This is a genomic window from Sphingobacteriales bacterium (assembly GCA_016700115.1).
Taxonomy (GTDB): Bacteria; Bacteroidota; Bacteroidia; order Chitinophagales; family UBA2359; genus UBA2359.
Map to the genome: position 1 here is coordinate 2,754,387 of CP064999.1, position 25,233 is coordinate 2,779,619.

The 25,233-nt window shown below is 37.3% G+C and carries 25 protein-coding genes and 1 pseudogene; 10 read left to right on the plus strand and 16 right to left on the minus strand.

Going from position 1 to position 25,233, the window contains the following annotated elements; all coding sequences use genetic code 11:
• Nucleotides 1–6 precede the first annotated feature (6 nt).
• Nucleotides 7–198: a hypothetical protein gene (locus IPM47_09905; protein QQS31202.1), complete on the minus strand. Its 192-nt coding sequence runs from the start codon at nt 196–198 to the stop codon at nt 7–9.
• 66 nt (nt 199–264) lie between these two features.
• The gene (locus IPM47_09910; GenBank protein QQS31203.1) at nt 265–738 is read right to left on the minus strand and encodes a GNAT family N-acetyltransferase; all 474 of its coding nucleotides are present in this window, start codon (nt 736–738) and stop codon (nt 265–267) included.
• A 513-nt stretch (nt 739–1,251) separates the two neighbouring features.
• On the opposite strand from IPM47_09910, the gene IPM47_09915 reads away from it, so the two are divergent.
• Complete coding sequence (locus IPM47_09915; protein ID QQS31204.1) at nt 1,252–1,458, plus strand: hypothetical protein; 207 nt, start codon at nt 1,252–1,254, stop codon at nt 1,456–1,458.
• Nucleotides 1,448–1,778, plus strand: a pseudogene (locus IPM47_09920) (hypothetical protein). Before IPM47_09915 ends, IPM47_09920 begins: the two are co-directional and overlap by 11 nt.
• 920 nt (nt 1,779–2,698) lie before the next feature.
• Here IPM47_09920 and IPM47_09925 read toward each other — a convergent pair.
• The 10 genes from IPM47_09925 to IPM47_09970 form a co-directional block, all read right to left on the minus strand.
• Nucleotides 2,699–3,466: an ABC transporter permease subunit gene (locus IPM47_09925; GenBank protein QQS31205.1), complete on the minus strand. Its 768-nt coding sequence runs from the start codon at nt 3,464–3,466 to the stop codon at nt 2,699–2,701.
• A 128-nt stretch (nt 3,467–3,594) separates the two neighbouring features.
• Complete coding sequence (gene ric / locus IPM47_09930) at nt 3,595–4,335, minus strand: iron-sulfur cluster repair di-iron protein (GenBank protein QQS31206.1); 741 nt, start codon at nt 4,333–4,335, stop codon at nt 3,595–3,597.
• Between the two features lie 47 nt (nt 4,336–4,382).
• Entirely contained in the window at nt 4,383–5,114 is a 732-nt protein-coding gene (locus IPM47_09935) for an ABC transporter ATP-binding protein (GenBank protein ID QQS31207.1), read from the minus strand.
• Nucleotides 5,089–6,375 carry a nitrous oxide reductase family maturation protein NosD gene (locus tag IPM47_09940; protein QQS31208.1) on the minus strand — a complete coding sequence of 429 codons (1,287 nt, stop codon included), beginning with the start codon at nt 6,373–6,375 and terminating at the stop codon, nt 5,089–5,091. The genes IPM47_09935 and IPM47_09940 overlap by 26 nt, the downstream gene beginning before the upstream one ends.
• 74 nt (nt 6,376–6,449) lie before the next feature.
• Nucleotides 6,450–7,490: a nitrous oxide reductase accessory protein NosL gene (locus IPM47_09945; protein QQS31209.1), complete on the minus strand. Its 1,041-nt coding sequence runs from the start codon at nt 7,488–7,490 to the stop codon at nt 6,450–6,452.
• A 113-nt stretch (nt 7,491–7,603) separates the two neighbouring features.
• On the minus strand, nt 7,604–9,583 hold the full coding sequence (nosZ, locus tag IPM47_09950) for a Sec-dependent nitrous-oxide reductase (protein QQS31436.1): 1,980 nt from the start codon (nt 9,581–9,583) through the stop codon (nt 7,604–7,606).
• Nucleotides 9,584–9,726: 143 nt separating this feature from the next.
• Nucleotides 9,727–10,200, minus strand: coding sequence for a c-type cytochrome (locus tag IPM47_09955; GenBank protein ID QQS31210.1), 474 nt, complete (start codon nt 10,198–10,200; stop codon nt 9,727–9,729).
• 207 nt (nt 10,201–10,407) lie between these two features.
• Nucleotides 10,408–10,908, minus strand: coding sequence for a GNAT family N-acetyltransferase (locus IPM47_09960; GenBank protein QQS31211.1), 501 nt, complete (start codon nt 10,906–10,908; stop codon nt 10,408–10,410).
• A gap of 102 nt (nt 10,909–11,010) precedes the next feature.
• Complete coding sequence (locus IPM47_09965) at nt 11,011–12,003, minus strand: cytochrome C (GenBank protein ID QQS31212.1); 993 nt, start codon at nt 12,001–12,003, stop codon at nt 11,011–11,013.
• Nucleotides 12,004–12,402: 399 nt separating this feature from the next.
• Entirely contained in the window at nt 12,403–12,987 is a 585-nt protein-coding gene (locus IPM47_09970; GenBank protein ID QQS31213.1) for a GrpB family protein, read from the minus strand.
• 563 nt (nt 12,988–13,550) lie between these two features.
• On the opposite strand from IPM47_09970, the gene IPM47_09975 reads away from it, so the two are divergent.
• From IPM47_09975 to IPM47_09995, 5 genes are all read left to right on the plus strand, one after another.
• Complete coding sequence (locus tag IPM47_09975) at nt 13,551–13,910, plus strand: transposase (protein ID QQS31437.1); 360 nt, start codon at nt 13,551–13,553, stop codon at nt 13,908–13,910.
• 107 nt (nt 13,911–14,017) lie between these two features.
• Nucleotides 14,018–14,218, plus strand: a complete 201-nt coding sequence (locus IPM47_09980) for a hypothetical protein (protein ID QQS31214.1) — start codon at nt 14,018–14,020, stop codon at nt 14,216–14,218.
• Nucleotides 14,163–14,591 carry an IS110 family transposase gene (locus tag IPM47_09985; GenBank protein ID QQS31215.1) on the plus strand — a complete coding sequence of 143 codons (429 nt, stop codon included), beginning with the start codon at nt 14,163–14,165 and terminating at the stop codon, nt 14,589–14,591. Before IPM47_09980 ends, IPM47_09985 begins: the two co-directional genes overlap by 56 nt.
• 749 nt (nt 14,592–15,340) lie before the next feature.
• Complete coding sequence (locus IPM47_09990; protein ID QQS31216.1) at nt 15,341–16,993, plus strand: NAD+ synthase; 1,653 nt, start codon at nt 15,341–15,343, stop codon at nt 16,991–16,993.
• Nucleotides 16,994–17,080: 87 nt separating this feature from the next.
• Complete coding sequence (locus IPM47_09995) at nt 17,081–17,791, plus strand: response regulator transcription factor (GenBank protein ID QQS31217.1); 711 nt, start codon at nt 17,081–17,083, stop codon at nt 17,789–17,791.
• A 17-nt stretch (nt 17,792–17,808) separates the two neighbouring features.
• On the opposite strand, the gene IPM47_10000 is transcribed toward IPM47_09995, so the two are convergent.
• Nucleotides 17,809–19,143, minus strand: coding sequence for a serine hydrolase (locus IPM47_10000; GenBank protein QQS31218.1), 1,335 nt, complete (start codon nt 19,141–19,143; stop codon nt 17,809–17,811).
• A gap of 262 nt (nt 19,144–19,405) precedes the next feature.
• Here IPM47_10000 and cas1 point away from each other — a divergent pair, with 262 nt between their 5' ends.
• From cas1 to cas2, 3 genes are all read left to right on the plus strand, one after another.
• Nucleotides 19,406–20,443 (plus strand): CRISPR-associated endonuclease Cas1, encoded by a 1,038-nt coding sequence (cas1, locus tag IPM47_10005; GenBank protein QQS31219.1) that lies wholly within the window; start codon nt 19,406–19,408, stop codon nt 20,441–20,443.
• 170 nt (nt 20,444–20,613) lie between these two features.
• Nucleotides 20,614–21,276, plus strand: a complete 663-nt coding sequence (locus IPM47_10010; protein QQS31220.1) for a hypothetical protein — start codon at nt 20,614–20,616, stop codon at nt 21,274–21,276.
• Nucleotides 21,269–21,574, plus strand: a complete 306-nt coding sequence (cas2, locus tag IPM47_10015) for a CRISPR-associated endonuclease Cas2 (protein ID QQS31221.1) — start codon at nt 21,269–21,271, stop codon at nt 21,572–21,574. The genes IPM47_10010 and cas2 overlap by 8 nt, the downstream gene beginning before the upstream one ends.
• A 185-nt stretch (nt 21,575–21,759) precedes the next feature.
• On the opposite strand, the gene IPM47_10020 is transcribed toward cas2, so the two are convergent.
• The 3 genes from IPM47_10020 to IPM47_10030 form a co-directional block, all read right to left on the minus strand.
• The gene (locus IPM47_10020; protein QQS31222.1) at nt 21,760–23,499 is read right to left on the minus strand and encodes a PDZ domain-containing protein; all 1,740 of its coding nucleotides are present in this window, start codon (nt 23,497–23,499) and stop codon (nt 21,760–21,762) included.
• 213 nt (nt 23,500–23,712) lie between these two features.
• Entirely contained in the window at nt 23,713–24,279 is a 567-nt protein-coding gene (locus IPM47_10025) for a hypothetical protein (protein ID QQS31223.1), read from the minus strand.
• Between the two features lie 196 nt (nt 24,280–24,475).
• The gene (locus tag IPM47_10030; protein QQS31224.1) at nt 24,476–25,030 is read right to left on the minus strand and encodes a hypothetical protein; all 555 of its coding nucleotides are present in this window, start codon (nt 25,028–25,030) and stop codon (nt 24,476–24,478) included.
• Nucleotides 25,031–25,233 lie beyond the last annotated feature (203 nt).

Genomic DNA, 25,233 nt, shown 5'->3' on the forward strand with positions numbered 1-25,233 from the left:
GGTTACTTAAAACATTGGATTCATTGAACCTAAAAACTCTTTGGGCCTTCCGGCAATTTTTGGAATTTTTTGTGATGTTTTTGGGATGAAAATAAATGCAGCAAGCATAAAACTGCTCAGTAACTGAAACAGACGCAGGTATAATTTTTCAAAAATCCCCCATGTTTCTAAACGACAAACTTCTGAGATTTTGTCCAAAACACAAAAAATTACAAAACACCAAATTTGTGATATCAAGGCAGATTTAACTTCAGTCTGCTGAAGTTATAAGCGCTTTTCCATTTTAATATTAGCCCTTTCGTAGAGCCCTAATTCCAATTCAACTTCAACAAACCCGTATTTGCGGTAAAGATGAATTGCCTGCTTTAGTTTAGTATTTGAATATAAAATGAGCCTTTGAACGCCAATTTGTCCTGCAATTTTTAAACAGTGTTCCAACAAAAGCGTTCCGATTCCGAAACCTTGTGCTTTTTCTGTTACTGCCATTTTCCCCAATTCAAAAATCTGATCCGTTTTTTTCAGAAGTGAAGCAGTGCCAACAATTTCATGGTTCAGTTTTGCATAAAAAACAAAACCTCCTTTATCAATAATTTCAGTTTTAGGGTTAGAAAGCGAACGTACATCTCCCTCTTCTACTTGAAAATATTTTTCTAACCATTCGTAGTTTAATGTTTTAATCGGTTCGCAGATTTCGTCCGAAAAATCAATGATTTCAATGTTTGAGCCTTTGAAGATCATAGTATAATCTGAGTTTCAGGATGTGATTTTTTTCCGGATACCTACCAAAAAATCAAGCGGAACAACCACAAAGGTAACTTAACAAACCAACAAACACTTTTCCCTACTAATTTACTGAACAGGATTAATGGAGAGGAAAAAATATTTGAAAGGATGCTTAGAATTGATAACATCCAATCTATATTTAAGTTGAGATGGTGCAGGGTAAGTTGGCAGAGTATATTTTTGGAAGTGGTTAATGGTCTCATGCAGGTTGATGCGCGTTGTATTGTATCATGAATGATGCCTTTGTTGGCATCAATGAATCATATAGGCATTGGCATCGTAGGCGTATTCAATGTTGTCAATACCGTTTTTAATTGCTATTTTGAAAAAAGTTGTTTAATGCAGTCGGGTTTAATGGTGAGGTCGTGCCGCCGGATTAGAGAACAATCGAAGATAAATATTAAAAAAAAGTGTTTAATTTGTTTAAGAACAAAGTTGCATAAATGGTTGTTTTTTTAAAAAAAAACCATGAAAGTTTTGCTTGAAATTAAAGATAACAAAGCTAATTCGCTATTGGAAGTTCTTAAAAGTTTACCTTATGTTAAAATTCAACCCCTTACCGAAGCAAAGGCAAAAACAATAGGCGACATTAAAAAGGCAGTTGAGGAGCTAAAAATGATACAGGAAGGTAAACTTACCGGCATAACTATACAAGATTTGTTAAATGAGTTATAATATTATTGCCGTTCCTAAGTTTAGAAAAGAGTTGAAAAGGTTGGTAAAAAAATACCCTTCTTTGAAAAATGAGTTTTCTGAACTTGTAGTAAAATTAGCAGAATATCCAAGTTAAGGGGTATCGCTTGGGAAAAATTGCTATAAAAATTCGGTTAAGTATTCAATCAAAGGGCGGCGGGAAACGAAGTGGAGCACGCATTGTTACCCATTTTATGGTCGTGGCTTTAACGCTTTATTTGCTTGCTATTTATGATAAATCAGAAGTAAATAATATATCGGATGAGGAGTTGAAAGAACTTTTAGACGATATACCCGAATAGAAATAATATATTTGTTGACTGCTGCTTCAAAGTTAGGGCTTAGTTCCTGTATGAACAACCCTTTTTTACCCCTAAATCCCCAACCGCCTCCTTTTACTTGCTTCGTGGGAGAATAATGAGTTTGTCATAGACAAGGCTAATCAACTTAAATGGAGCATTTGAAGTAAACAAAGTTTGTCAACTTCAAGAATTGGTAACCCTGCATCAAAAAACCGGGAGGCATACCTCAAAATGCCTGACCTTGCTTTCATTTTGAACCGCCTCTCTCAAAAAGACACCAGATACATTAGTAATCAAACCAAAAAAAAAATGTATTTTTTGTCAATTAAAATTGCAATTTTAAAGGTGAAAATTGCAATTTTAAAAGTGAAAATTGCAATTTAAAAGAGGGAAATTATAATTTTAAAAAAGAACGAAGTAAGAAACGGTTCATTTCTGATTTCAAAAACTTTGCAAAATTCAATTGGTAAGATTTTAATTGACATTTTAGGGGAAAGAATTTACATTTTATCCTTGGAAAAGTCAATTTTAAAGAGGGAAATTATAATTTTAAAGAAGAATGAAGTAAGAAACGGTTCGTTTCTTATTTCCTTTTTTAATAAAATTGATTTAAAATTGGCTTTTCCTGATGGGGAAGGGGGTGTTTAACCTGCCTAAATTGGATTTGTTTTGATTGACATGAGTTAGAATTACATGTTTTCAGGTTGTATTTTCTTTGCAACTATTAGATTTGAATTTGCATTCCGCATCATATTTATAAGCCAAACAACCCTATTGGAATTGATTCTTCTTAATTTTCAGTAACTGAAAATCAAGTACTAATTTCACTTTTCTGTTTACAGGGTTGTTTCCATAAAACAACTAAGTTAGTTACTTATCCGTTTAATCAAAGCAGCTACTTTCTTTACCTGTTCTTTGGATTACAAATCTTTCCGGTTAAAAATTCTTACTGCAAAAGCAATGGGAATTACCGCCCAGATTAACATGACCGCAGTTGAAATCATGGTTCCGTAACCGCTTCCAAAAAACTGTTTATACAAGGCTCCTGTATATCCCATTAAAGCAGAGATGTCTAATTTAAGCAGAATCATGATTCGTCCCAAATCAACCGGATTTAAGGCGGTAAACAGCATGACCGCTTTTTCGAGGGGATAATCGTTGAAACTGAACAATAAAAGCAAGACCAACCCATCGTAGATGAGGGAAAAATAAAACCAGATCAGCAGCGAAATTCCTATTCCTTTGGCTTTGTCGTTTGTGATAACGGAGGCCCAAAAAGCTAAAGATGTGAATATTACAGTTAATAAAGCGCCGGAAAGCAGCAACATAGTACCGGCTTCATTAAAACCAAGAATTACCAATGGCAATCCCACCCCTATTCCAAAAGCCAAAAGCAAGGCAATAGAAACTCCCAAAAACTGGCTCAACAATATTTTACTGCGCTTGAGCGGTTGAGCTATCAGTAATTCGATAAACTCATACGAATTGTAAAAATGAATGGTTGCAAACACAATACTCACCAAAGGGAGTACGATTAAAATAATATTAAGCAAACTGAGTGTACCTTTATTCGGATCAGTTTCCAAACTCAGCATACTGACACTGACCACTAATAAAAACAGCGTGTAGGCAATAATGATTTTATTTTGAAGTATATCGTACAGTACGTATTTGATGATTTTTCCCATTTATTATCTTTTTTTCCAAACAGAATCCGGATGTAAAGTTGCAAAAAGCTGTTCAACCTGCCCCCATTTAGGTCAGGTTTTCAACTTTAGTCCTCAAAAATCAGTAAAAAAATGTCAGGCAGTCCCTTTTAGGGATTGGCTCTCAGACTTTCTTCCAGTTTCACAGCTTTTGGAAACAAGATATTGTTTTCCAGATGAACATGGTGATGGAGGTCTGTTTCAAACTCCTGAAGTTTCAACAGGGTTACTTTATAGGTTGTGCAGGCATCTGCAGGAGGAAAATACCGGTTGCTGAGTTCTCTGATGTTGAACATCAAATTTCCGGCAACATCGTGTTCAGTTTCTAACATTCTGAGTGGATTTTGAATGGTGTTAAAAACCGGCAATTCGGGTTTTGTATGTTCTGTTTCGGCTTTTACCAACTGAATGATATAAGGGAACAAAACAGTTTCTTCTTTGTGTAAATGCTCGGATAGTTCAACGCTTAAGGTTTTAAATATCTCGTGAATGATGAACAATTCGGGATGATTTTTACCATGCACTGAAGCTATTTTATCTAAATTTTTTAACAAGACCGGAATAGATTCTTTGATGTATTGGTGGTGTGCTTCGACAATATAATTGACCAATAAAGCCAAACTCCATTTTGAAGAATTTTGTGAAGGCGGCATTTCAGAAGGGAGATTGGTTTCTTCTATTTCTTTTTGCAACTTTACCGGATCCAAGCCCCGTTCCTGACATACCATATTTAGCGTTTTTTTGCCTCCACAACAATAGTCAATCTGATGTTTTTCAAATACGGTTGCTGCATGGTAGTTTTCGGCAACTATTTCACCGATCGTTCGTTGTTTGATGACAGAAGTTTCCATATTTATACATTCTTTAAGTTTTAAATTTGGTTTGTGTGCACCGGCAATCAGGCCTGAAAAATTTGATGTCCTTGTTTGATAATTTTTGCGATGGCTTTGCCTAATTTTTCTTCGCCGGTTTCTGTTTTTAATTCTTCGAGGGGTTTGTAAAAAAACACATCTCCTTCAAATATGTACATTACATCGGTTACCAATTCATCCAGATCGCTCAGGATATGAGAGGTTATCAGGATGAGTTTGTTGTTTTCCTTTTCACGGGCGATTTTAAGTTTCAATATTTCGGCCGAAAGCGGGTCGAGGCCGGTTGTAGGCTCATCCAAAATCAAGACCGGTGGGTTAAACAGGAATGCCAGACATGCGCTTACTTTTTGTCTTGTTCCTCCCGATAAAGTTCTCATGGGTTTATGAAAGATGCTTTCCATGTTGAAAGATTTGAGCAAATCTTCGTCTGTTTGTGTGTTGCCGGTACTGTTGTGGCGAATGTCTTTCATCATTTCAAATAACTGTCCGACCTTCATATTGTCAGGATATCTGCCAATCTGAGGCATATATCCAATCTGGCTTCGATAACTCCAGTCGTTGTTGATGATTTTCCCGTTAAAAAAAATCTGTCCCTGATTGGGCATCACCATTCCCAACAGACATTTGATAAAAGTGGTTTTGCCCGAGCCGTTGGGGCCTATGACCGCAACAACCTGCCCTTGGTCAAAGGCTATATTGATGTCTTTAAGCACCTTCAGGTTGCCAAAAGTTTTATGGAGTTGTGCTATGCTGATCATGTTTTACCGGTTTCATTAAAGGTTTAGAATCTATTAAACTTTCTGGTGTGATGCTCGGAATAATTTTTTCCATGCGGTCGAGCAGATAAACTACAAAACTTCGCCACAGCATAATGGTAAATGGCATTTCAGAAACCAACATGGCATATAAACTTGCAGGGCGATAGGGCACATCTCCAACTCCATCTTTGTTCAGGTCATATCCCTCGTATTTGTCCCAATAATTGTGGTTGATTTCGTTGAGTACCAAAGTGCCGTTGGTGGCTATATCAAAAGTGTTAGCGCTAAAATTGTTTTTTGAAAAATTGTTGTTGTCGCAGCTTGCCTGTAACTGAACTGCCCAACCATTGAAAGAAAAAGTGTTGTGGGTAATCACAATCCGGCTGCTTCCTTCCATTTGAATTCCGGTGGTATTTTGGTCAAACAAGTTGTTTTCAATATGGCTGTCGGTAATGTCTTTCAGCAATAATCCATAAGCACTGTCTCCCCAGTTGTGGATAAACCGGTTGTTTAACATGGTTACTTTTTTAGTGTACATCACAGCAACTCCGGCTCCGTTATTGACAAAACTGTTGTTCCGGTATTCATCTTCGTGTGAAAACATAAAGTGCAGACCATATCTCAGGTTTTCATAACTATGGTTACCGGTAATTTGAGATTGGGTTACAAACTCAAAATAAATTCCATCCCGATGTCCGGTTACCTCATTGTTGCTAATGAGCAGGTGTTCGCATTTCCACGCATGTATTCCGTTGCCGGCGTTTAACTCAATTTCGCTGTTGGAGGTCAGAAAATTATTTTCAATGGTACAATGCGCAACATTAGCCAGGTAAATCCCAAAACAGGTATTGCTAAACCGGTTATTGGTGATGTGAATATTGGAAGCATTGTAGGCGTTAATGCCTGCCAGTTCTCTTGAACTTGAAAAGGGAGCATTGATAATTTCAAACCCCGAAATAGTTACATCGTTGGTTTTTATGGCTATCAATTCGTTTTTTTCTTGTCCATCCAATACAGGGAAATCCAGACCTATAAGAACGATAGATTTTTTAACTTCCAGTACTTCAGGTTGGTAAATTCCTTTTTTGACAAGAATGGTGTCACAGGCCTCTGCTAAATCGAGCGCATTTTGCAATTGGTTTAACGGGCAATCCTGACAAACTGTATGCGTTGCGGCATTTAAAGGGAATAGTGCAGAAGCGATGCTGCAAAAGAAAATTAAAATAACCGGAAGTCCGAAAATTAATTTAGCTGTTTGCATGGAGATAAAAGTAAAACATCAAAAAATCCGGGTCGAAAACATGCAGTGTAAGAGAAGAACAACAACTCTAATCCTTATTTCAGTTGTCGTGTTTTCATGATTTTGCTCCATGAAGTAACCTCGCCATTGGTCAGGTTTTTCTCCTTGTCAAAATCTGCCTGATGCTCAAAGCAGGCTGTATTAGAACCCATAGGGCTTTTAAACTCGGAACTGTGAAGGTAATGTGCATTTGTGGCTTCAATCAGTTTTCCGTTTTGGGTAAAATCAACGGTTAGCCATAAAGCAACATTGTCATACCTGGCTTTGTCGTTTTTAATCCATTCTGAAGCACAGACCAAATCGTCGAAAACAAACACTTTGCCTTTATTTGTAACAGCTTCAACGCCAAACCGTTTGTCCATCAACGTCATTTTGCAAACAGAACAATAGTCTTTTCCAAAATTGATGGGTCTTGGCTTTACTTCGCAGGCGGTAAAAGAAAAGATACTCAAGCTGCTCAACACCAAAATGACGGCCGTCGCATTTTTAGTATTGAAGCGGTGTTTGCGAGATACGTAAATTTCATAAAACAATGCCAAAAAAACAAGCACTCCGGAAATGGTGATGACCCATCCTCCGGTATCGGGAATAGATAAAGCGGTAAAATTGAGTAACACTTTATAACCTAAAAGCGGGGGTTGATATGCCATACCCGGTACAACAATGGCCGCATCAGGGTTGAGATTATGCCCGTAGTCGTAGCTCCACCAATAAAAATCGGTCATAGCAACCGCAGCACCAATTACAAGCAGTGCTGCATAAATTACCAATCCTCTGAACCGGTTAAACAAACTGACTGCCAAACCAAGTGCAATATAAACGGCAATAATGATAGGTAGCCAGGTAAATTCCGGAAACATTTCTTTTTCGATGGTTCTCATTCCGATATAGTGATTCAAACCATTAATAACTTTGACATCTCCGGAAATATCGGTTAACCAAATTTTCATCACCAACCCTTCCGGATATTGAGGTGCCCAAAGTTGAATTTTCCATACCGGTAAAAAATAGGTGGCTATTAATAAAAGTGCAGCAACAGCTACGATTATTCGGGCAACTATAGTTAGTTTGTGCATAATGTTTTTTTTAGAAAAAAAACCTTGCGGGCTTGTTTTCACCCGCAAGGTTGCAGAGAAATTACTACTTATTCAGCCCTGTTCTTCGTCATAATAATCAGTTAGAAAAAGATTTATTCGGGTTTTTCGGTTTTACCCATTGAATATTTGAGTTCTACTTTTGAGCCTGCCGGAGAAACCCTCAAATATCCTTGCATTTCCTGATGCAGTGCCGAGCAAAAGTCGGTACAATAGAAGGGGAACACTCCAACTCTGTCGGGTGTCCATTTCAGGGTTTGAGTTTCGCCGGGCATAATGAGCAATTCAGCATTGTTTGCACCTTTAACTGCAAATCCGTGAGGAACATCCCAATCTTGCTCTAAGTTGGTTACATGAAAATAGACATTGTCGCCTAATTTAACCCCTTCTATATTATCGGGAGCAAAATGAGAACGTATGGAAGTCATATAAACATGCACATCGTTGCCGTTTCGTTCCACTTTGGCCTGACCTTCGCCTTTAGCAGCGCGGGGATGCGTGTTTTCTTCAATTTTAAAAATTTTGAGCGAGTTTTTAGCAATCAAATCTGCCGGACATGCCTGTGCGTAGTGGGGTTCCCCGATGGTCGGAAAGTCAAGCAACAACTGCATTTTATCGCCGGTAATGTCATATAGCTGCGCTGATTGGGTGAGCTCCGGTCCTGTGGGCAAATAGCGGTCTTTGGTAATTTTGTTGTATGCAATCACATATTTGCCAAACGGTTTTTGAGAATCGCCGCCCGGAACACAAAGGTGACCAATTGAATAATAAGTAGGTACGCGGTCTAAAACTTCCAGTTTCTCGATATTCCATTTGACGATTTCGGAAGAAACGAAGAAAGAAGTATAAGCATTTCCTTTGCCGTCAAACTCTGTATGAAGCGGGCCAAGTCCTGGTTTTTTAACTTCACCATATAATGCAGATTCGTATTTTACAACCGGAATACCATCGAAATCGCCGTCAAAATCTTTAGCCTGAATGGCTGTTTGCAGTTTTGCAAATGAAAATACAGGGATTGTCGCTGCCAGTTTTCCGCTACCAATAATGTATTGTCCGGTAGGATCTACATCACAACCGTGCGGAGATTTGGGACAAGGAATAAAATAGACCATGTCGGCCAATTCTTTCGGGTCTAAAACCAAAACTTCTTCTTTAATAGTAGAAGTGGCGGTATGTGTGTGTTCATCAAATCTGTTCACCGCATAACGAACTTTTTGTTTTTTGCCTTTACCTTGTTTTACATATTCTTCAGCTTTTTTCCAGTTAACCGCCATGATAAAGTCTTTATCCTTTTGCGAAGCGTTTACTTCCAATAAAGTATAGGCTTGTTCGGTATTGTAGCAGGAAAAGAAAAACCAACCGCTTGAAGGACCTTTTCCTGAATGGCTCAGGTCAAAGTTCACCCCGGGCAACAATATTTGAAAAGCGATATCCATGTGTCCGGTTTCTTTTTCAACTCCCACAAAAGAAACTGTGCCCCTGAAGTTGTCTTTATAGGTATCAATTGACACATCGGGATTGCTTTCTTTGTTGTCCATAGGATAGCTGAACCGCGTGCCGGCAATCACATATTCTGTATTTTCGGTAATAAACGGCGAAGAGTGGTTTCCACTGCTGTTGGGGATTTCGATTATTTCGGCTGTTTTGAAAGATTTCAGGTCTAATCTGGCAATACGAGGAGTATTGTTTGCATTGCCAAAAATCCAACGGCCGTCAACTTCACCATTTGTTTGAGAAAGTTCTGGGTGGTGAAGGTCATCCCAGGGAACAAAACCATGTGAAGTATTAAGCATGGGTTTTGATTCTTCACTATACCCATAACCACTTTCGGGGTTAACTGAAAACACGGGAAGAACTTTCAGCAATCTGCCGGAGGGCAGTCCGTAAACAGCCATTTGACCGCTAAAACCACCGGAAACAAAGTTGTAAAATTCGTCGTATTTACCGGGAGCTACATAAACTTTACTTGCTGCATCCCCGGTAACGGCTGTTGCCATATTTTGGGGTTTACAACCGTTTATTGCGAAAGCCAATATGGCTACAAAAATAAGCGAGCCTATCAGCCATTGCTTCATCGAAAATGAATTTTTCATAATTCAGTCGTTTAAGTATTTGAATAGTTAAAAAATGGTTGAACAGTAGCAGGATTAAAGGGTATTTGGAAAATATTTAGTTTGAGTGTAGTGAAATGATTTGAAAAGATTAGGGCATTCAAACTCTATTTTTCCCCGTCAACCTGTCGCATAAATTCAAGCACATCGCGGGCATCCCCGATTGAAACGTTTTGGTTGGGCATACGGGTCAGACACAATTCCAGCAACTTTTGTGCCTCCGGGTCTTTTTCGAGCATGACTTCCACATTGGTAATCATGTTCATTATCCATTCCGGTTTTCGGGTTTTTGTTAACCCTAACCAGCCGGGGCCAACCACCCGCTCTGCGGTTAGTTTATGGCAGGCCGAACATTTCATATCATAAATTGATTTACCCCGACCCACCCTTGCCTGATCAAGAGGCGTTCCGAGTTCAACACTTTTAACTTCTCCGATTCCTTTTCCTTGTGCAAGCATATCGTCTTCAGGAGAGGAACTTGTCTTTTTAATAGTAGTAGGCTGATTTGGAGGGGTCATTTGCCCACCTCCACATGCAGCTAAGAAAATTACAAGGCTTAGAAAAATAGCAATCTTTTTCATGTGTTAAATATTTAGTGATTGGTAGTAATGTCTTCTTTTATCGTGATTTTTGAATTGTCTTTGGGCATTACTGATTTCCTTACAAAGATAGGCCGGTATAAAAGTGAGATTTTATGACTAAAGTCATATCGGACAAGTTTTTTTAATAGTTTTACTTTATAGTGCTATCTTTTAGAGACAAATATCGGACAAGTTTTTTTAATAGTTTTACTTTATAGTGCTATCTTTTAGAGACAAATCTCTTTTTAGGACAATCATATCTCTCAGCAATATTCCGTTTTCGTAAATTGGTCTTGGATAATTGTCTATAAAAAAATCCTTGATTACAGTATAGTCTGTAAAGCCAAGTTTCCGGTATAGTTTTAAAGGGCCCTCAGAAGTTTCACCGGTTCCGACAAATAATGTCTTGATTCCTTTGCTTGTTAAATTTTCTATCGCATGGTTGATCAGAAAAGTTCCGATGCCAAAACCCCGAAATTCTGGAATGACCGCAAGGTTTTTAATTTCGGCAGTTTGATCGTTGTTTATTTTCAACACATATAAGGCAATTTGTCGGTTGTCAATTTCACAAATAAAGATTTGCGAGTGATAAATATATTTATCAATTGCTTCCACAGCATCATCGGCCATTAAAAGCAACTCGTAAGGGATATTTTCAGCCGGGTTTATCCTTCTGATTGTTAGTTTGTTTTCAAAATCTAACCCCATTTTAATGCTGTTTTGTTTAATGCTATTTTAACAATTACATTTTAGCTTTTACAAAAGAATTTTTAAAACCGGCTTATGAATAAGTTGTTGATAAGAAAATAGTTAATGTGGGAATTTTTCTCCGGGAGCAAAAACAACCTTTGGAATTTTGTTTTTAACCGGTTCCAAAGATTGAAGATAGCGATAGACTGCTTTTAACTCCACTTCATTCATTCTTGAAAAAGATCCCCAAGGCATTCCCATTACCGGCAGCAATTTACCTGCTTTGAATCGTTTGATAAATGTTGCCTCATCCCAATGAGCCATAATGCCTGTTTCTTTATCCGGAGTAAGATTGGGTGTTATAAACCCGTAATTTTTATTAGCCGGTTCTGGTTCAAGCATTAGCCCCCCTGCAAATGGTTCCCCAATAAATTCTCCTGTTTTCATATCCCTTGCCGTATGACAACCCACACAATTAGCCACATAGTTGGCGATATAATGGCCGTATTCTACAGTTGAATCAATGGCTATTTTTTGGGGAGGATCACTTTTAGGTCCTTCAGGTTTTAAAACCCCAAAAGCGTATATTGCTTTTCCCAATAAATTCAGTTTAGTTTTAGCAACTTCATTTTTTACCGGTTCCTGTGAACGCAAGAAAGAAATCACGGCTGTTAAATCTTCATCACTTAATCCCTGAAATGGCATAAAGGGTACAATCACTCTGCCATCACTTCCAACTGAATGTCGCAAGGTTCGTGCTATCTCTCCATCAGTTAATTTTCCAATTCCTGTTTCGGGGTCGGGAGTAAGATTTGAACTATAGTAGGTTCCAATTGGTAAGTCAAATTCCCGACCACCGGTTAATGGAATTTCAAGCCCGTTTTCAGCCTCAGTTTCTTTGTCTTTCGATACATGACATGTCGCACAATGTGCAGGCCCGTAAACTATGTATTTCCCTCTTGCTATCAGGCTCGAATCTGTACTTGCCTTTACTTCAGGGTATGGCGCATCGTATTTTTTATTCCAGGAAAGTTGCACAAATACAATAAAAAAAATAGCTATTATTGCTAATGCTATCCCGGCCCATTTGATGATTTTTAAAAAACTACTCATGATGTTTGCATTTTAGAAGGTTAGTATTATTTGACATTAAGTATTTATAAGAGGTGAAATCGCTATTTGCATTTAGGAAATACGTAGCCTAACTCTATCATTCACAAAAAAACAAATTCTACTTTCAATCTTTTGCTAATCATCAGAATTAAATGACCCAATCTTAGAATTAACCAAAAAACAGCTATAAATTATTGAACGTGTTAAACAACCAGACTTATATTTTAAATTTATTTCTTATTTAAAAATTGGTTTTTCAAAAGTAAATGCTAAGATATACTTTATTTAAAAAATAACCGACTATCATCAATTATTTTCAGAATTATTGAAAATTAAAATTACACCGAATACAAAGAAAAACACCTAAAACAATCTGAAAACCCAAAATTTATTTTCCCGTTACTTCTTTAAAGGGATAGTATTTGACTTTACTATATCATCTAAATCTGTTTGAACAAATCCGGCTAACTGGAGAATATTGATAATAAACGAGGTTTTACCATCCACATATAAATCTATATCAAAAGGATATTTCTGAGCCAGATTCTTTTTCAGTGCTCCATATTCTTTGGCTTTGTCCGCATGGTTTCTTAAAAAGTCACGGAAAGCCAAATGATTATTTAAACTGATACTGCCTAAAAGACAAACGTATAAATGGTGTTTTTCCCAAATCCTGAATGAGCCGTCAAAAGGGGTTTGTTCTGAACTTCGCTTAAATGCTTCCCGGTCTTTTATACCCAAATCACCCCGATGTTCATAACCCAGGACAGCAAGTTTTTCAATTACCGCATCTAATTTTTTGGGGTCATCAATGATGATGTCAATATCTATAATGGGTTTTGCAGCCAATCCTACCACAGAAGTACTGCCGACATGCTGAATATCAGAAACAAGATTGCCCAAATTTTGGAGATAAACTGTTTTAAGTTGTTGAAATGTTTCTGCCCATTGTGGTGAATAATTTTCAATTAGTATTTTGGTCATGGTAAAATCTTTGAACCAGTTCGCCTTTCACTCCTACTGCAAGATAACAATAGTTCGTTAAAAGTGAAGCGGCATAACAGCTCAAATATATGAGATCAAAAATGTTGGCTGATTTATTGATAACTCACAATATTAATCAGAGATGTCAAAATTACGGTCATTTTAATATTGGTTCAAAACCTTATTACCTTTGTAACAACATGTCATCAAGTAATTTTCCAACCTTATTACCTCGTATGTTTGCCCGATAGATGCAAAGTAGTGCTTTTTAAGATAGAAGTGCTATTATGTGTGGGTTAAGCTCGGAAAGAGGAGAGGCATTATTACCTTGATAATCAAACACAAAGATATATCGCAATCCTGTTCAGAAGACCGAATAGTATTTTGAGATATCGATCATCTAAAGGATGAAAAAGCATAATCTCGGATAGAAATGCGAGGATGGTTGGAGTGAGGTATTAGGTAGTTTAACCCATTTTTTCACTTTAAATCTTGCATAAGATGAAGAAAAAAGGAACTGAGAACTTGGGTGCTAAAAGAATAGTGCCACAAAAAAAGAAGTTATTGGCATAGATGTATCTTCTAAGAGCCATTCGGTTCGTATTGGATACAAACTGCCTATAGAGGAAACGGTACATATTGGAGAGGAAAAGACCTTTGCCAATGATGATCAGGGTCATGAAGCCTTGTTAGCGTATGTTACTAAATTCACCCACCCAGACTGTACTAACCGTGTTTTTGTGATGGAAGCTACGGGCATTTACCATGAGGATCTGGCTTATTATTTGGACAAGTCAGGAGCTTTTGTAACTGTTGTATTGCCCAGTAGAGCGATGGCATACAAAAAATCGGAAAATGTATTGTCAAAAACCGATGGTATAGATGCCCGCTTACTTGTTAAAATGGGCTTGAGAAGACCTTAGCCCGTTGGGAGCCGCCATCAGCAGAGGTGTACGAACTCAAACAACTTTGCAGAGAACATGGTCGGTTAATAGCGGATAAAACAGTCGTGAAAAATCGTACACATGCCATGCTAAGGTCTTCCATGCCCTCTAAATCAACGCTTGGACGAAATCAAGAGTCTGTCAATCTCCTACAAAAACAGATAGAGGCGGTAGAAAAAGAAATGGCACTATTGGTTAGTAAACACAAGCCATTGTTAGAGGCAGTTAAGCGTGCCGTCAGCATTCCGGGGTATTGGGCGCATCACGGCTACGATTGTGCTGGCTGAAACTAATTTGTTTAAGAATTTTAACAATGCCAAGCAAGTTACCAAGTACACAGGACTTGATATAGTACAAAGAGAGTCCGGCACTTTTAAAGGCAAACAACGCATCTCAAAGCACGGAAATAGTTTTTTGAGAGCAGCACTCTATATGCCGGCACTATCAGCAGTAAGGTATAATATGCCTATCAAAGACTTGTTTGACCGAATAACTGACAAGAGTGGCATAAAAATGAAAGGCATCACGGCTGCAAGCAGGAAACTGCTCTGTTTAATGTGTTCCATGGAAAAAAACAAAAAAGATTTTGATAGTCATTACCATCAAAAACGGGTAGAAGCTACTACTGCCAAATCGAATAAGCTTGCACATTGCCTGTAAAAAAGAAAACAGTGCAAGTTCTAAAAATGCAAATACGTTTGCATAATAATAACGCTATCTAAAATTACCAACGGGTAAACAGATTTAGCGTATATATTGTAAGTGTTCATACAAAACAAAAGTAGCAAGAGAATTAACTCTTGCTACACAGGATAGCTATGTCCTAAACGAATAGTCACAACTTCCAACAGCAAAATTAAAACTTTTTTAAAAAATCCTAAAAAAATTTATCAATTCCCTTTGAAACTAACATAGTATCTTATTATTATGGGAATAAGGTAATAAGGTTTTGATAATAAGAAAGTACTCGGTTACTAAGGTAATAAGGTTATGCCGACATATTGATTACCAAACTTTATTAAATTTAGTAAAGGTAGATTATGAGTATAGTTCACTTATTTTAACGAACTATTGAGATAATGTACTTTGATGGAAGTTTTTTTTAATCGTCTGCAAAAAAAATTACCTGAACTGATTTTGAAAAAAGAGTCTTTATTTTCAATTTAATCCGGAGGTTTTAAAAACCTGATTGAGTATAAGTTACTCAGTTTTCCTCTCTAAAGAATCGGATAATTAGTTTTATCTGGTCAAAAATCAGATCAGGTTGTGCAGTTTTGTTTTTTTTAAGATTCCATTTCAACTTCTTTTAGGTTATAGTTAGTTGGAATCTGTCAAAGTGTAAATTTTACACAAAAAATTTTGCTTGCTTGTTGTTCATTCGTTTTATCTTTGCGGGCACAAGTTTTAATATGAAGATTGCAATTGCACAACAAAACTATCATATTGGAAATTTTGATTCCAATGCAGTTAAAATTTTAGCAGCTATTGATCAGGCCCGTCAAAACGGGATGGATTTAATAGTATTCAGTGAGTTAGCGGTATGTGGATATCCTCCCCGCGATTTTCTTGAATTTTCTGATTTTATCAATCGCTGCCACGGGGTATTGGAAAAAATCAAAGCACAAAGTAAAGGGATTGCCGTTGCTGTAGGATGCCCAACGGTAAATCCGAAAACAGAGGGAAAAGATTTGTTTAATTCTGCCTATTTTATCTCAGATGGCGAAGTTTTGCATATTGCGAACAAAGCCTTGCTGCCAACTTATGATATCTTTGACGAATACCGGTATTTTGAGCCTTCCACAACGTTTGAAACTTTTGTTTTTAAAGGTAAACGGATAGCTTTGACAATTTGTGAAGATATATGGAACGTGGGCAACGAAAACCCTCTTTACCCAATCTGTCCGATGGATGAATTGGTCAAACAACGTCCCGATGTGATGATAAACCTCTCAGCATCGCCTTTTCATTTCAATCAGGCAAATGAGCGCATCCATACACTTAAAGCAAATGCCGGGCGGTATGATTTGCCAATTTTTTACTCAAATTGCATTGGAGCACAGACCGAGTTGATTTTTGACGGTGGGTCTCTGGTGATGGATGCAAGCGGTAACATAATTGATGAATTACCTTATTTCGAAGAAGCTTTGCGTTATTATGAATTACCGGATAACAATATTCCGGTTGCATTGTCGAATGATAAAACAGGAGAACAACCCAAGCAAAAAATAGAACTGATTTACGGCGCTTTGGTATTGGGCATTAAGGATTATTTTTCAAAACTTGGATTTAAGAAAGCCATCCTCGGATTGTCCGGAGGTGTAGATTCTGCTTTAGTCCTTACACTTGCAGTTCATGCTTTGGGGAAAGATAATGTGCGTTCTGTATTGATGCCTTCTCAGTATTCATCCGATCACTCGATAGACGATGCCATTCATTTAGCAAATAACTTAGGTAGCCCTTATGAAATAGTGCCGATCAGGGATATGTATCAAAGTTATATGGACTCCATAGGTCCTTTGTTTGAAGGCAAGCCCTTTGATGTTACTGAAGAAAACATACAGGCAAGAATAAGGGCAAATATCCTGATGGCACTTTCAAACAAATTTGGATACATTGTCCTGAATACTTCTAACAAAAGTGAAACGGCCGTAGGTTATGGTACTTTATACGGCGATATGTGCGGAGGGCTTTCGGTAATTGGTGATTTATACAAAACGGAAATCTACGCTTTATGCAGGTATATCAATCGTGAAAAAGAAATCATACCCGCGAATGTGTTGGTGAAAGCGCCTTCTGCTGAACTCAGACCTAATCAAAAAGACAGCGACTCTTTACCGGAATATCACGAATTAGATCAGGTATTGTATCAATATATTGAAAAACGACAAGGCCCAAATGAACTTATTGCAATGGGATTTGACAAAGCATTAGTGGCAAAAACTTTAAGACTGGTCAATATCAATGAATTTAAGCGGCATCAAACACCCCCAATACTCAGGGTGTCGTCAAAAGCTTTTGGAGTGGGTAGAAGGATGCCAATAGTTGGAAAGTATTTGTCCTGAATTTAGTGGAGGATAAAAAATGAATATGTTGATTTATTAGCGCAAAAATGGGTAAAAAAAGCTAATCATCAACAAATATCCCAAATAATGGAACCAAACGAAATTAAGATTCTCATTGCCGATGATGAACCCGATGTACTGGAGTTTGTCAGGTATAACCTGCAAAAAGAAAATTACACCGTAATTACAGCCCCTAATGGATTGAAAGCTATAGAAATGGCCAAAAAGCATGTTCCGCAGCTTATCATTCTCGACATCATGATGCCCGAATTGGATGGGATGCAGGCCTGCAAAGAAATGGTATTGTTGCCTGAACTGAAAGATACCATACTCGTATTTCTGACTGCACGGAGCGAGGAATTTACCCAGGTCATGGCACTCGATTTGGGGGCTGATGATTATATCACCAAACCCATTCGGCCCCGTTTGTTAGTTAGTAAAATAAAATCACTCTTGCGTCGCTTTCAAAAAGTTGAAACAACGGATGATGAGGAAGCAATCTTGAAGGTTTCTGATTTAATCATCAATAAAACTACACATTCCCTGACCATGAAGGGCCAACCGATTGAGCTTCCGAGAAAAGAATTTGCACTCTTGTATTTGCTGGCCTCCAAACCCGGAAGAGTATTTAATCGCGAAGAAATACTAAATAAAGTATGGGGTACGGATGTGATTGTCAATGATCGGACTATTGATGTACATATTCGCAAACTTCGCGAAAAATTGGGCAAAGGATACATTAAAACCCTTAAGGGGGTTGGTTATAAGTTTAAGCCTACCAAAAACATGGACGAATAGCCTTACACCCCTCTAATCTAATCTTTTATAAATAAAAAGACTCCTCCGCCTTGTTTTAGAGTCATTTGATTTTTATCCGGAAGAAACTCCATCACAACCCCTGAAGGGTCATACTTAAACACATCTTTCGCAGCAGGTTCAAGGGTAAAAGCCGGCTGACCGGTTGCTTGTGCTTTTAAAGCATCCTTTTCTTTAGTTACAGTTATTTTAAGAGGTATTTGACTGCTGCTGTAAACACCGGTATATTGATCTAAGGAAGCCGGTGGAACTTCTATAGTTTTAAAGTTGGGCAGGTTGTAAAGCTGATTAAAATAAATACTCAGCAATCCGATCAGGATGTCATTCATCGGATATGCCTGTCCGTTTGTACAATAAGCAATGGCTATTTTTTCGTCCGGAAAATAACCCAAAGTAGAAGCAAACCCATCAATGCCTCCATTATGACCAAAAGCTTTTTTTTCACCAAAAGGAAACTGAAACATACCGATGCCCAAACCGTCTGTCATGTTCATCATTTGTTTCAGGCTGCTCTCTTTTACCAATTTATGGTTGAACAAACCCTCAATAAATTTGGTCAAATCGGTTGGAGTTGATACAATTGCTCCGGCTCCGTGTGGAATACTCATGTCAGTTTCGGGCTCTATTTGCCAATCATTCATTTGCCATTTATAGGAACGTGCTTCGTTTTTTTGGAGGTTGGCTTTATTGCCAAAATAAGTATTCCGAAGTCTTAATTTAGAAGTAATTCTTTCGGACAAAGCCTGTTGATAGGAATCTTTAGTGAGTTTTTGAACAATAAAACCTAATAAAACATAATTGGCATTGCTGTATGAAGTTTTTGTTCCCGGTTCAAATTCCGGATCAGGTTTAGAAATAATTGAAACCATTTCTTTTTCCGAATGAGGATACATCATATAAGTCGGATACTCCGGATCACCGGTAAAATTGAAGATCCCGCTTTGGTGTTTTAGCAAATGGCTGATTGTTATTTTTTTTGCATTGGGTATTTTCCGGTAAAACTTGCTCAAAGGGGTGTTTAAAGTCAATTTTTTTTCTTCTATCAATTGCATGATCATCACAGCCGTGAACATTTTGGTAATTGAACCAATGCGATACTTTGAGTTGATATTAGCCGGTTTTTTTTTTCCGTTTTGAGTGCCGATATGTCCAATTGCTCTTGAATACAGTATTTTACCTTCTTTGGAAATGGCAACACTTCCCAAGGCTTTGTTGCTCATAGCAAGCAAATCTACCAGACTATCGAGTTTGGCAAGGTTTAAATCCTGACTTTGCGCGACATTAAAGGAAAGCACAAACATTAAAAACCCTGTAATCAGGTTTGTTTTTATCATTTTTTTATGTTTTTTAAGAAACTTTAACCTAAAGTTAAATATTGTAAACAGCCCTGCAAATGTCATCATCAAAAATCAAATCTGCAAAGAAAAATCATAAAGTCCTGGCAGGTTTTGCAGGATGACTGCTAAAAAAAGAGAAATACATCTAATACACCAATAGATTTAAGTATATTTGAGTTAAAATATCCGCTTCTTTTAAGTACTTCATCCCACTTAAACTCCTCATTTAGAATAAACCTGGAAAATTTACCTCAAAAAAATGCAATTATTTATTGACAGTTATGGCTCTTATCTGGGCGTAAAAGATGGAATGTTTTTGGTAAGAACAAAAAATTCTGAAGCACCTGTTCAATTTGCAGTAAGGAGTATTCGTGCAATATACCTGACGAAAGGGGTTGTCGTCAGTACAGGAGCACTTTGGTTAGCATTGAAATGTCAAATTCCGGTTTTATTACTCAATTCTATTGGACAGGCCGAAGGTCAGGTTTGGAGCGGCCAATTTGGGTCAATAGCCACAATCCGAAAAAATCAGGCACTGTTTTGTACTCATCCGGATGCATTGATTTGGTTACAACATTTAATGATGCAGAAAATAAAACATCAGTTGGAGTTACTTTATAAATTTGAGAAATCAGAAGATTGCCCAAGAGAATTTAAAGATCAGTTTACATTAAGTCAAAAAATTTTGATAAACATGGAAAACCGCTTTAAACAATGGAAGTATTTTTCTTTTCCCGAAGAAAATAACTGGGAGAAAACCTTAGCAACTTTTCGGGGATGGGAAGGTAATGCGTCTAAATACTATTTTAAATCTTTGGCAACTCTTCTCCCCGCTGAGTTTGCTTATACCAACCGCAGCCGGAATCCGGCTATTGATCCTTTTAACTCCCTACTTAACTATCTGTATGGCATGACCTATTCAATGGTGTATTTAGCCTTGATTCAAGCAGGAATAGATCCTTATTGTGGCATACTTCATGCCGATGAATACAACAAACCGACTATGACTTATGATTTTGTAGAAATTTACCGCCAATGGGCAGATGAAACGGCTATTATGCTTTGCAGAAATGGAAGGTTAGATGCCGGATTAGATTTTGATCATTCAGAAACTGAAGGTGTAAGACTTAACGGAAGGTCAAAAAATGTAGTTATATCTTCTTTTCTGAATTTTACAGAACAAATGGTGTTTTATAAAAAACAAAACCGGAAGAGGATTACACATATTCAAATGGATGCTTACCGTTTTGCCACTATGCTCAAACAGTTTAAACCGGAACATCAGGATTTGGATTAAAAATCATAAAACAATTAAAACGATTTTAAATATAGGGTAACAAAATTTAGGTTGAGATTTTCATGGACATAAATCTAAATGAATAGAATGTTAAAATGACAATTATAGTTAGTGCTGGTTAATAAATATAGGCGATAATTTATTTCATCACCAAAGTAAGATTACCAATTATGTCCTCATTTAATAACTATGGTTTGAACATTTTGCTGTGGTTGGGTATTAGTGTTAACCAAATTTATGCAAGCGAACATTCTCCCGGCGTTGTAAAACCTCCTGTTTCAGAAGTAAGAGACACAACTGAGGTGAAACAACCTAATAGCTGGTTAAGAACTTTTTTTGAATCTTTTTTCGATTCGAATGAAGACGATACCGTCCGGACAACAGAAGCAGACACAATTGATTGGGATGAAAAATACCGTACTTCTAACCAAACAGACAGTACTTTTCAAAAAATTAAGAATCCGCCACAAGACGGAATTAGAGTTGGTTCAGTTTGTATGGACAATTTTAAACAGGAACTGTTCGGAAGAGGTGCTTGCAGTGGAAGAGGAGGAGTTAGGTTCTGGATATATAAAACACCAGATTCTGATGCGCTTATATTCCTTCCAACACAAAGACATTTTGACCATCCACAAGACCTAAACCAACAAGAACTAATGCAGTTAGACGCACACCATCCTTTTCGTAAAAACGAAGATGGCGACAACAACTATAGTTTATGGTTGCCAATTATCCCTATGGGTGGTATTCTTCAACTATTGGTGGTCATAATTCTTTGTGTAACTGTATTAAAAACAGTCAGTTTAATCCTGAAAAAAAACAAGCATGAATAATTATATTATAAGTTATGATATCAGCAATGACAAGTTGCGCCAAAAAATTTCAAAACTATTGACCCAAAAAGGATGTTCCCGTTTGCAAAAATCGGTGCATTTAGCTCCCAAATTTTCAGTGAAAGAATTAGAACAGTTGAAAAATGCCCTTCAACCCCTGATGAGTATGTTAGACCCTGTTTCCGATTCTGTGATGTGTATAACAGCCCCTGATTCTGATATGGAAAAAGCATACTGGCATGGCAGTGTTGAAACTTGGAAGTCAATAACAGAGCCTCCGTTGTTTGATATACTATAATTTGGTATGGCGAAATTTCTTTTTCAGTGCCTTTGATATTGAGTAAAAGTCCGCTTGAAATTTTTTCTAAGATTTATTAATAGATGCAGATAACAAAAAACTCCGGCAAACAAAACTGTTTACCGGAGTATTGATGTAGTTAAACAACCAGGAACAAAGACAAAAACTACTATGTTTGAAACAACCTATTGTTGTAAGAGCAGTTTTTTCACTAAAATTTTATCACCCTGTACAATCTGAAGAAAATAAATGCCTTCTGAATTGCTTGAAATATCGAGTTCTTTAGTATAGTTACCTTCAATATTGGTAATATCTTCTCTATAAATCTCCCTTCCCGACAAGTCGCTAATTCTTACAGAAGTCGGTTGATTGGAAGCTGCATCAAAACTCAAGGTAAATTGACCTTGATTTGGGTTTGGAAACAAAGACAAATTGTTGATACCCAATGCTTCAGGTTGATTTGTGATGGTTTTTGCATCTGAGTTATTGGCAATTTTGTCCATAGCCGAACTCAAAATCTGCATTTCATCATCGTTAGGTTCAGTAATGATTACTTTGACCATTTTAATCCGGGTTTCCTCGCCGTTTTCATTCATAAATACGACATCGCCCTGTTGCCCGTCTTTGATGATAATCACTTTCTCCATATTATCTTTTCCCATCCAGGTGCCTTTTCTTTCTTTACTCTCGCAGTGGGGAGTTGAACCTTTTGAACAACATCCTCCTTCCATTTTACCTTTTTCTAACAAGGTCGCTTCTGCTTTTTTGTTTTTCCCGTTGCGTTGAAATTTCACGGTAACTTTATCACCCGGCAACATAGCGCCAATGGTTCTAACAAGTTCTTCCATTGTTTCCATGTCTTCTTTATTAATATGAGTCAACACATCGCCTGTTTGTAGTCCGGCTTGTTCAGCGGCACTGCCTTTTACCACTTCGCTGATTAGAATACCTTGTAAATTCTTTTTAAAGTTGTTTTCTGCAATTAGTTCAGCAGTTAAAGTTTCACCTACTACACCAAGAAAAGTTTTTTTGCTGTCTTTAGCACCACCTGCGCAACATCCGGCAGATTTTTCCATATTTGCACAACCGCCGCTGCTTTTATATTCCTGTTTTCGCTGCATCATTTGATTTTCAGGTTGTTTGCCCAAGGTTAGAGAAGCATTGGCTTTTTGACCATCGCGAAGGTAGGTTACCCGTACCACATCACCGGCTTTGGTGTTTTCTAAAGCTTTGAATAGCAAATCGCCGTCTCCGGATACATCTGATCCATTGATAGACAAAATGACATCACCGGACTTTAGTCCCGCTTTTTCAGCACCACTGTCTTTAATTACTTCGGTGATAGTAATAGTAGAACTGCTTTCAGTTTTACCGTCTTCAACCGTTTCTTCTTTATTTATGTCTAACATCACGCCCATGAATCCTTTGTTGCTGTTGGAGGCTTCCGATTTGTCAATCCAAATCATTTTCTTTTCTTCCATGGGAGGCCGTTCTCCCAAAACCAGGGTCGTAGAAGCAGTCTGACCTTCACGCAAATAAGTCATTGTTATTTGATCGCCGGCTTTTGTGTTTTCCAAAGCTTTGCCAAGCAAATCGCTGTCTTTCGACACATCTGTACCATTGACAGACATAATTACATCGCCGGCTTTTAAACCTGCTTTTTCAGCACCACTGTCTTTAATTACTTCGGTAATCGTGATAGTTGAATTTACGGTTTCAACACCGTTTTCTATGTTTTTATCTTTGTTGATGTTTAACATCACACCCATAAAACCTTTGTTGCTCTTACCTGCTTCCGAATTATCAATCACAACTTCGTACTTTTTCATTCCCGATTGGGAGTCCTGAGCCTGTACAAAAAGTGCAATTCCTGATAAGATTGCCATAAAAACCGTCAAAGTAAAATAGAATGGTAAACGTCTCATAATGTTGGATTTTTAAAAGTGAAAAATGAGGGGGTTGTAGTACAATATTGTAACGATGGCAAATTTAGGACAATAAAATAATTGCAAGGTGTTAAGCGATGGTTAAATATGGTTAAGGTTTGTTAAGTTTGTGATGAAATGGAGCTAAATATAAATAAAAAAAGCGGCAATCTCACAATTGCCGCTTGAATATGTCTTGATTGTAATCTATCCTTAAAGTCCGGAAAGAGTAGTTGTGATGATGGTGGAGTAGTTATTGTTCTCGTTACACTCGTTTACTTTTACATAAGCGGGTAAGAATTCTTCAGCACAAGGCGAATCTATAAACAAACGAAGTTTGGCTTGAGTATGGGAAACCGGTATGCGAATGGTCATACTTCCATCAACAACCCGGGATGCACCGGCATTTAGGGGGGCGAAGGTTTGACATCCTGCATAATAAAAATTATTCTCATTAAAGCGACTGAACTCAGGCATCAGGTTACAGGTAACACTGGCGCTTTGTCCACTGTTTTTAACTGTTGCACGGAAATTTACCGTATAATATTTGGTTGCTGTAGCACCTGTACCGACCACTGAACCGGGGGTAATTGATTGAACTGCAAATGCGGTTATGTGTAAGTCAGCTTTCACGCAAAAGTAATTTCCATAAGGAAAATTTTGTCCAATCGGAGTTTGGTAAATGTTCGGATTAACATTGATACTTTGAGCCTGAGAGTTTGTACAAAACATCAGTAAACAAAAGCATACTGTTGAAAAAAGAAACGTTAGGTCTTTCATGTTTTTTTGGGTTTTAGTGAAAATTGATTTCATGGTTTTTTTAATTGTTTTTTAAAGGTTAAAGAGATTTGAAAAATTTAGATTTATGAATGATTAAAAATATTGTGGTCAGTTTTCGATGATTTTACTTTTAGATAAAGTGGTTTGTTACCAAAATGAATAATTTCAAAAAAAAATTGAAAAAGTTTTAGGTCCTCTACAAAAGCGACTGCGTAACAATGGCAGAGAAATTGTTATTCTCTATACATTCATTTACCTTTAAATAAAGCGGCAGTTGTTCTCCACAGGCAGCATCAATATGTAATCGCAATTTTACGGCTGTATGAGAAACCGGAACTATAACTGTGATAACTCCATCAACATCCCTGCTACTATTCCCAGCCAAAGGTGCAAATGACAAACAATTACCTCCGGAAGTAAAATTATTTTGGTTATGCGGGCTAAATTGTTGATCAAGATTACATTTTTCACTTGCAACACTTCCGGCATTTTTAATTGTTGCCCTGTAATTGATATAATAGTATCGGATTTGATGAGACCCTTCTCCAAAAATCTCCCCTTTTGTAACATGCCTTGCTGTAAATGCTGTTACACGCAAATCAGGCTTTGGACATAATCCCACAGTGATACTTGGTGTAGTTGTTACTTGGTATTCATTATTGTTTGGCGTTGAAATTTGCGCTTGAACCGAAATACTGATTAAGAAGAAACCAAAAATTTTTACGAGGAAAAATAAGGATAAGTTTTTCATAGTATTTGTTTTAATGAATTTGGCAAGTAAGAAGAAGATTTTATTATTGGTTTTTTATGGCTTCAGGTTTTCAGTATTATCTATATTTTGCTTTCCAATGAGTTCACTATTTAAAAGAGGTTTTTGTTACCTGACGACAGGAAAAACAGGAATATTACGTTGTATTCCAAAATAAGGCAGACAAACCAATATTTGACAAAATA

Bases quoted from the DNA above. Each gene is read 5' to 3' on its own strand.
- IPM47_09955 (QQS31210.1), bottom strand. From the start codon at position 10,200: ATGAAAAAGATTGCTATTTTTCTAAGCCTTGTAATTTTCTTAGCTGCA.
- IPM47_10025 (QQS31223.1), bottom strand. From the start codon at position 24,279: ATGAAAGACCTAACGTTTCTTTTTTCAACAGTATGCTTTTGTTTACTG.
- IPM47_09910 (QQS31203.1), bottom strand. From the start codon at position 738: ATGATCTTCAAAGGCTCAAACATTGAAATCATTGATTTTTCGGACGAA.
- IPM47_09925 (QQS31205.1), bottom strand. From the start codon at position 3,466: ATGGGAAAAATCATCAAATACGTACTGTACGATATACTTCAAAATAAA.
- IPM47_09995 (QQS31217.1), top strand. From the start codon at position 17,081: ATGGAACCAAACGAAATTAAGATTCTCATTGCCGATGATGAACCCGAT.
- cas2 (QQS31221.1), top strand. From the start codon at position 21,269: ATGAATAATTATATTATAAGTTATGATATCAGCAATGACAAGTTGCGC.
- IPM47_09935 (QQS31207.1), bottom strand. From the start codon at position 5,114: ATGATCAGCATAGCACAACTCCATAAAACTTTTGGCAACCTGAAGGTG.
- cas1 (QQS31219.1), top strand. From the start codon at position 19,406: ATGCAATTATTTATTGACAGTTATGGCTCTTATCTGGGCGTAAAAGAT.
- IPM47_10020 (QQS31222.1), bottom strand. From the start codon at position 23,499: ATGAGACGTTTACCATTCTATTTTACTTTGACGGTTTTTATGGCAATC.
- IPM47_09980 (QQS31214.1), top strand. From the start codon at position 14,018: ATGCTAAGGTCTTCCATGCCCTCTAAATCAACGCTTGGACGAAATCAA.
- IPM47_09990 (QQS31216.1), top strand. From the start codon at position 15,341: ATGAAGATTGCAATTGCACAACAAAACTATCATATTGGAAATTTTGAT.
- IPM47_10010 (QQS31220.1), top strand. From the start codon at position 20,614: ATGTCCTCATTTAATAACTATGGTTTGAACATTTTGCTGTGGTTGGGT.
- IPM47_09915 (QQS31204.1), top strand. From the start codon at position 1,252: ATGAAAGTTTTGCTTGAAATTAAAGATAACAAAGCTAATTCGCTATTG.
- IPM47_10030 (QQS31224.1), bottom strand. From the start codon at position 25,030: ATGAAAAACTTATCCTTATTTTTCCTCGTAAAAATTTTTGGTTTCTTC.
- IPM47_09945 (QQS31209.1), bottom strand. From the start codon at position 7,490: ATGCACAAACTAACTATAGTTGCCCGAATAATCGTAGCTGTTGCTGCA.
- IPM47_10000 (QQS31218.1), bottom strand. From the start codon at position 19,143: ATGATAAAAACAAACCTGATTACAGGGTTTTTAATGTTTGTGCTTTCC.
- IPM47_09960 (QQS31211.1), bottom strand. From the start codon at position 10,908: ATGGGGTTAGATTTTGAAAACAAACTAACAATCAGAAGGATAAACCCG.
- IPM47_09940 (QQS31208.1), bottom strand. From the start codon at position 6,375: ATGCAAACAGCTAAATTAATTTTCGGACTTCCGGTTATTTTAATTTTC.
- nosZ (QQS31436.1), bottom strand. From the start codon at position 9,583: ATGAAGCAATGGCTGATAGGCTCGCTTATTTTTGTAGCCATATTGGCT.
- IPM47_09965 (QQS31212.1), bottom strand. From the start codon at position 12,003: ATGAGTAGTTTTTTAAAAATCATCAAATGGGCCGGGATAGCATTAGCA.
- ric (QQS31206.1), bottom strand. From the start codon at position 4,335: ATGGAAACTTCTGTCATCAAACAACGAACGATCGGTGAAATAGTTGCC.
- IPM47_09970 (QQS31213.1), bottom strand. From the start codon at position 12,987: ATGACCAAAATACTAATTGAAAATTATTCACCACAATGGGCAGAAACA.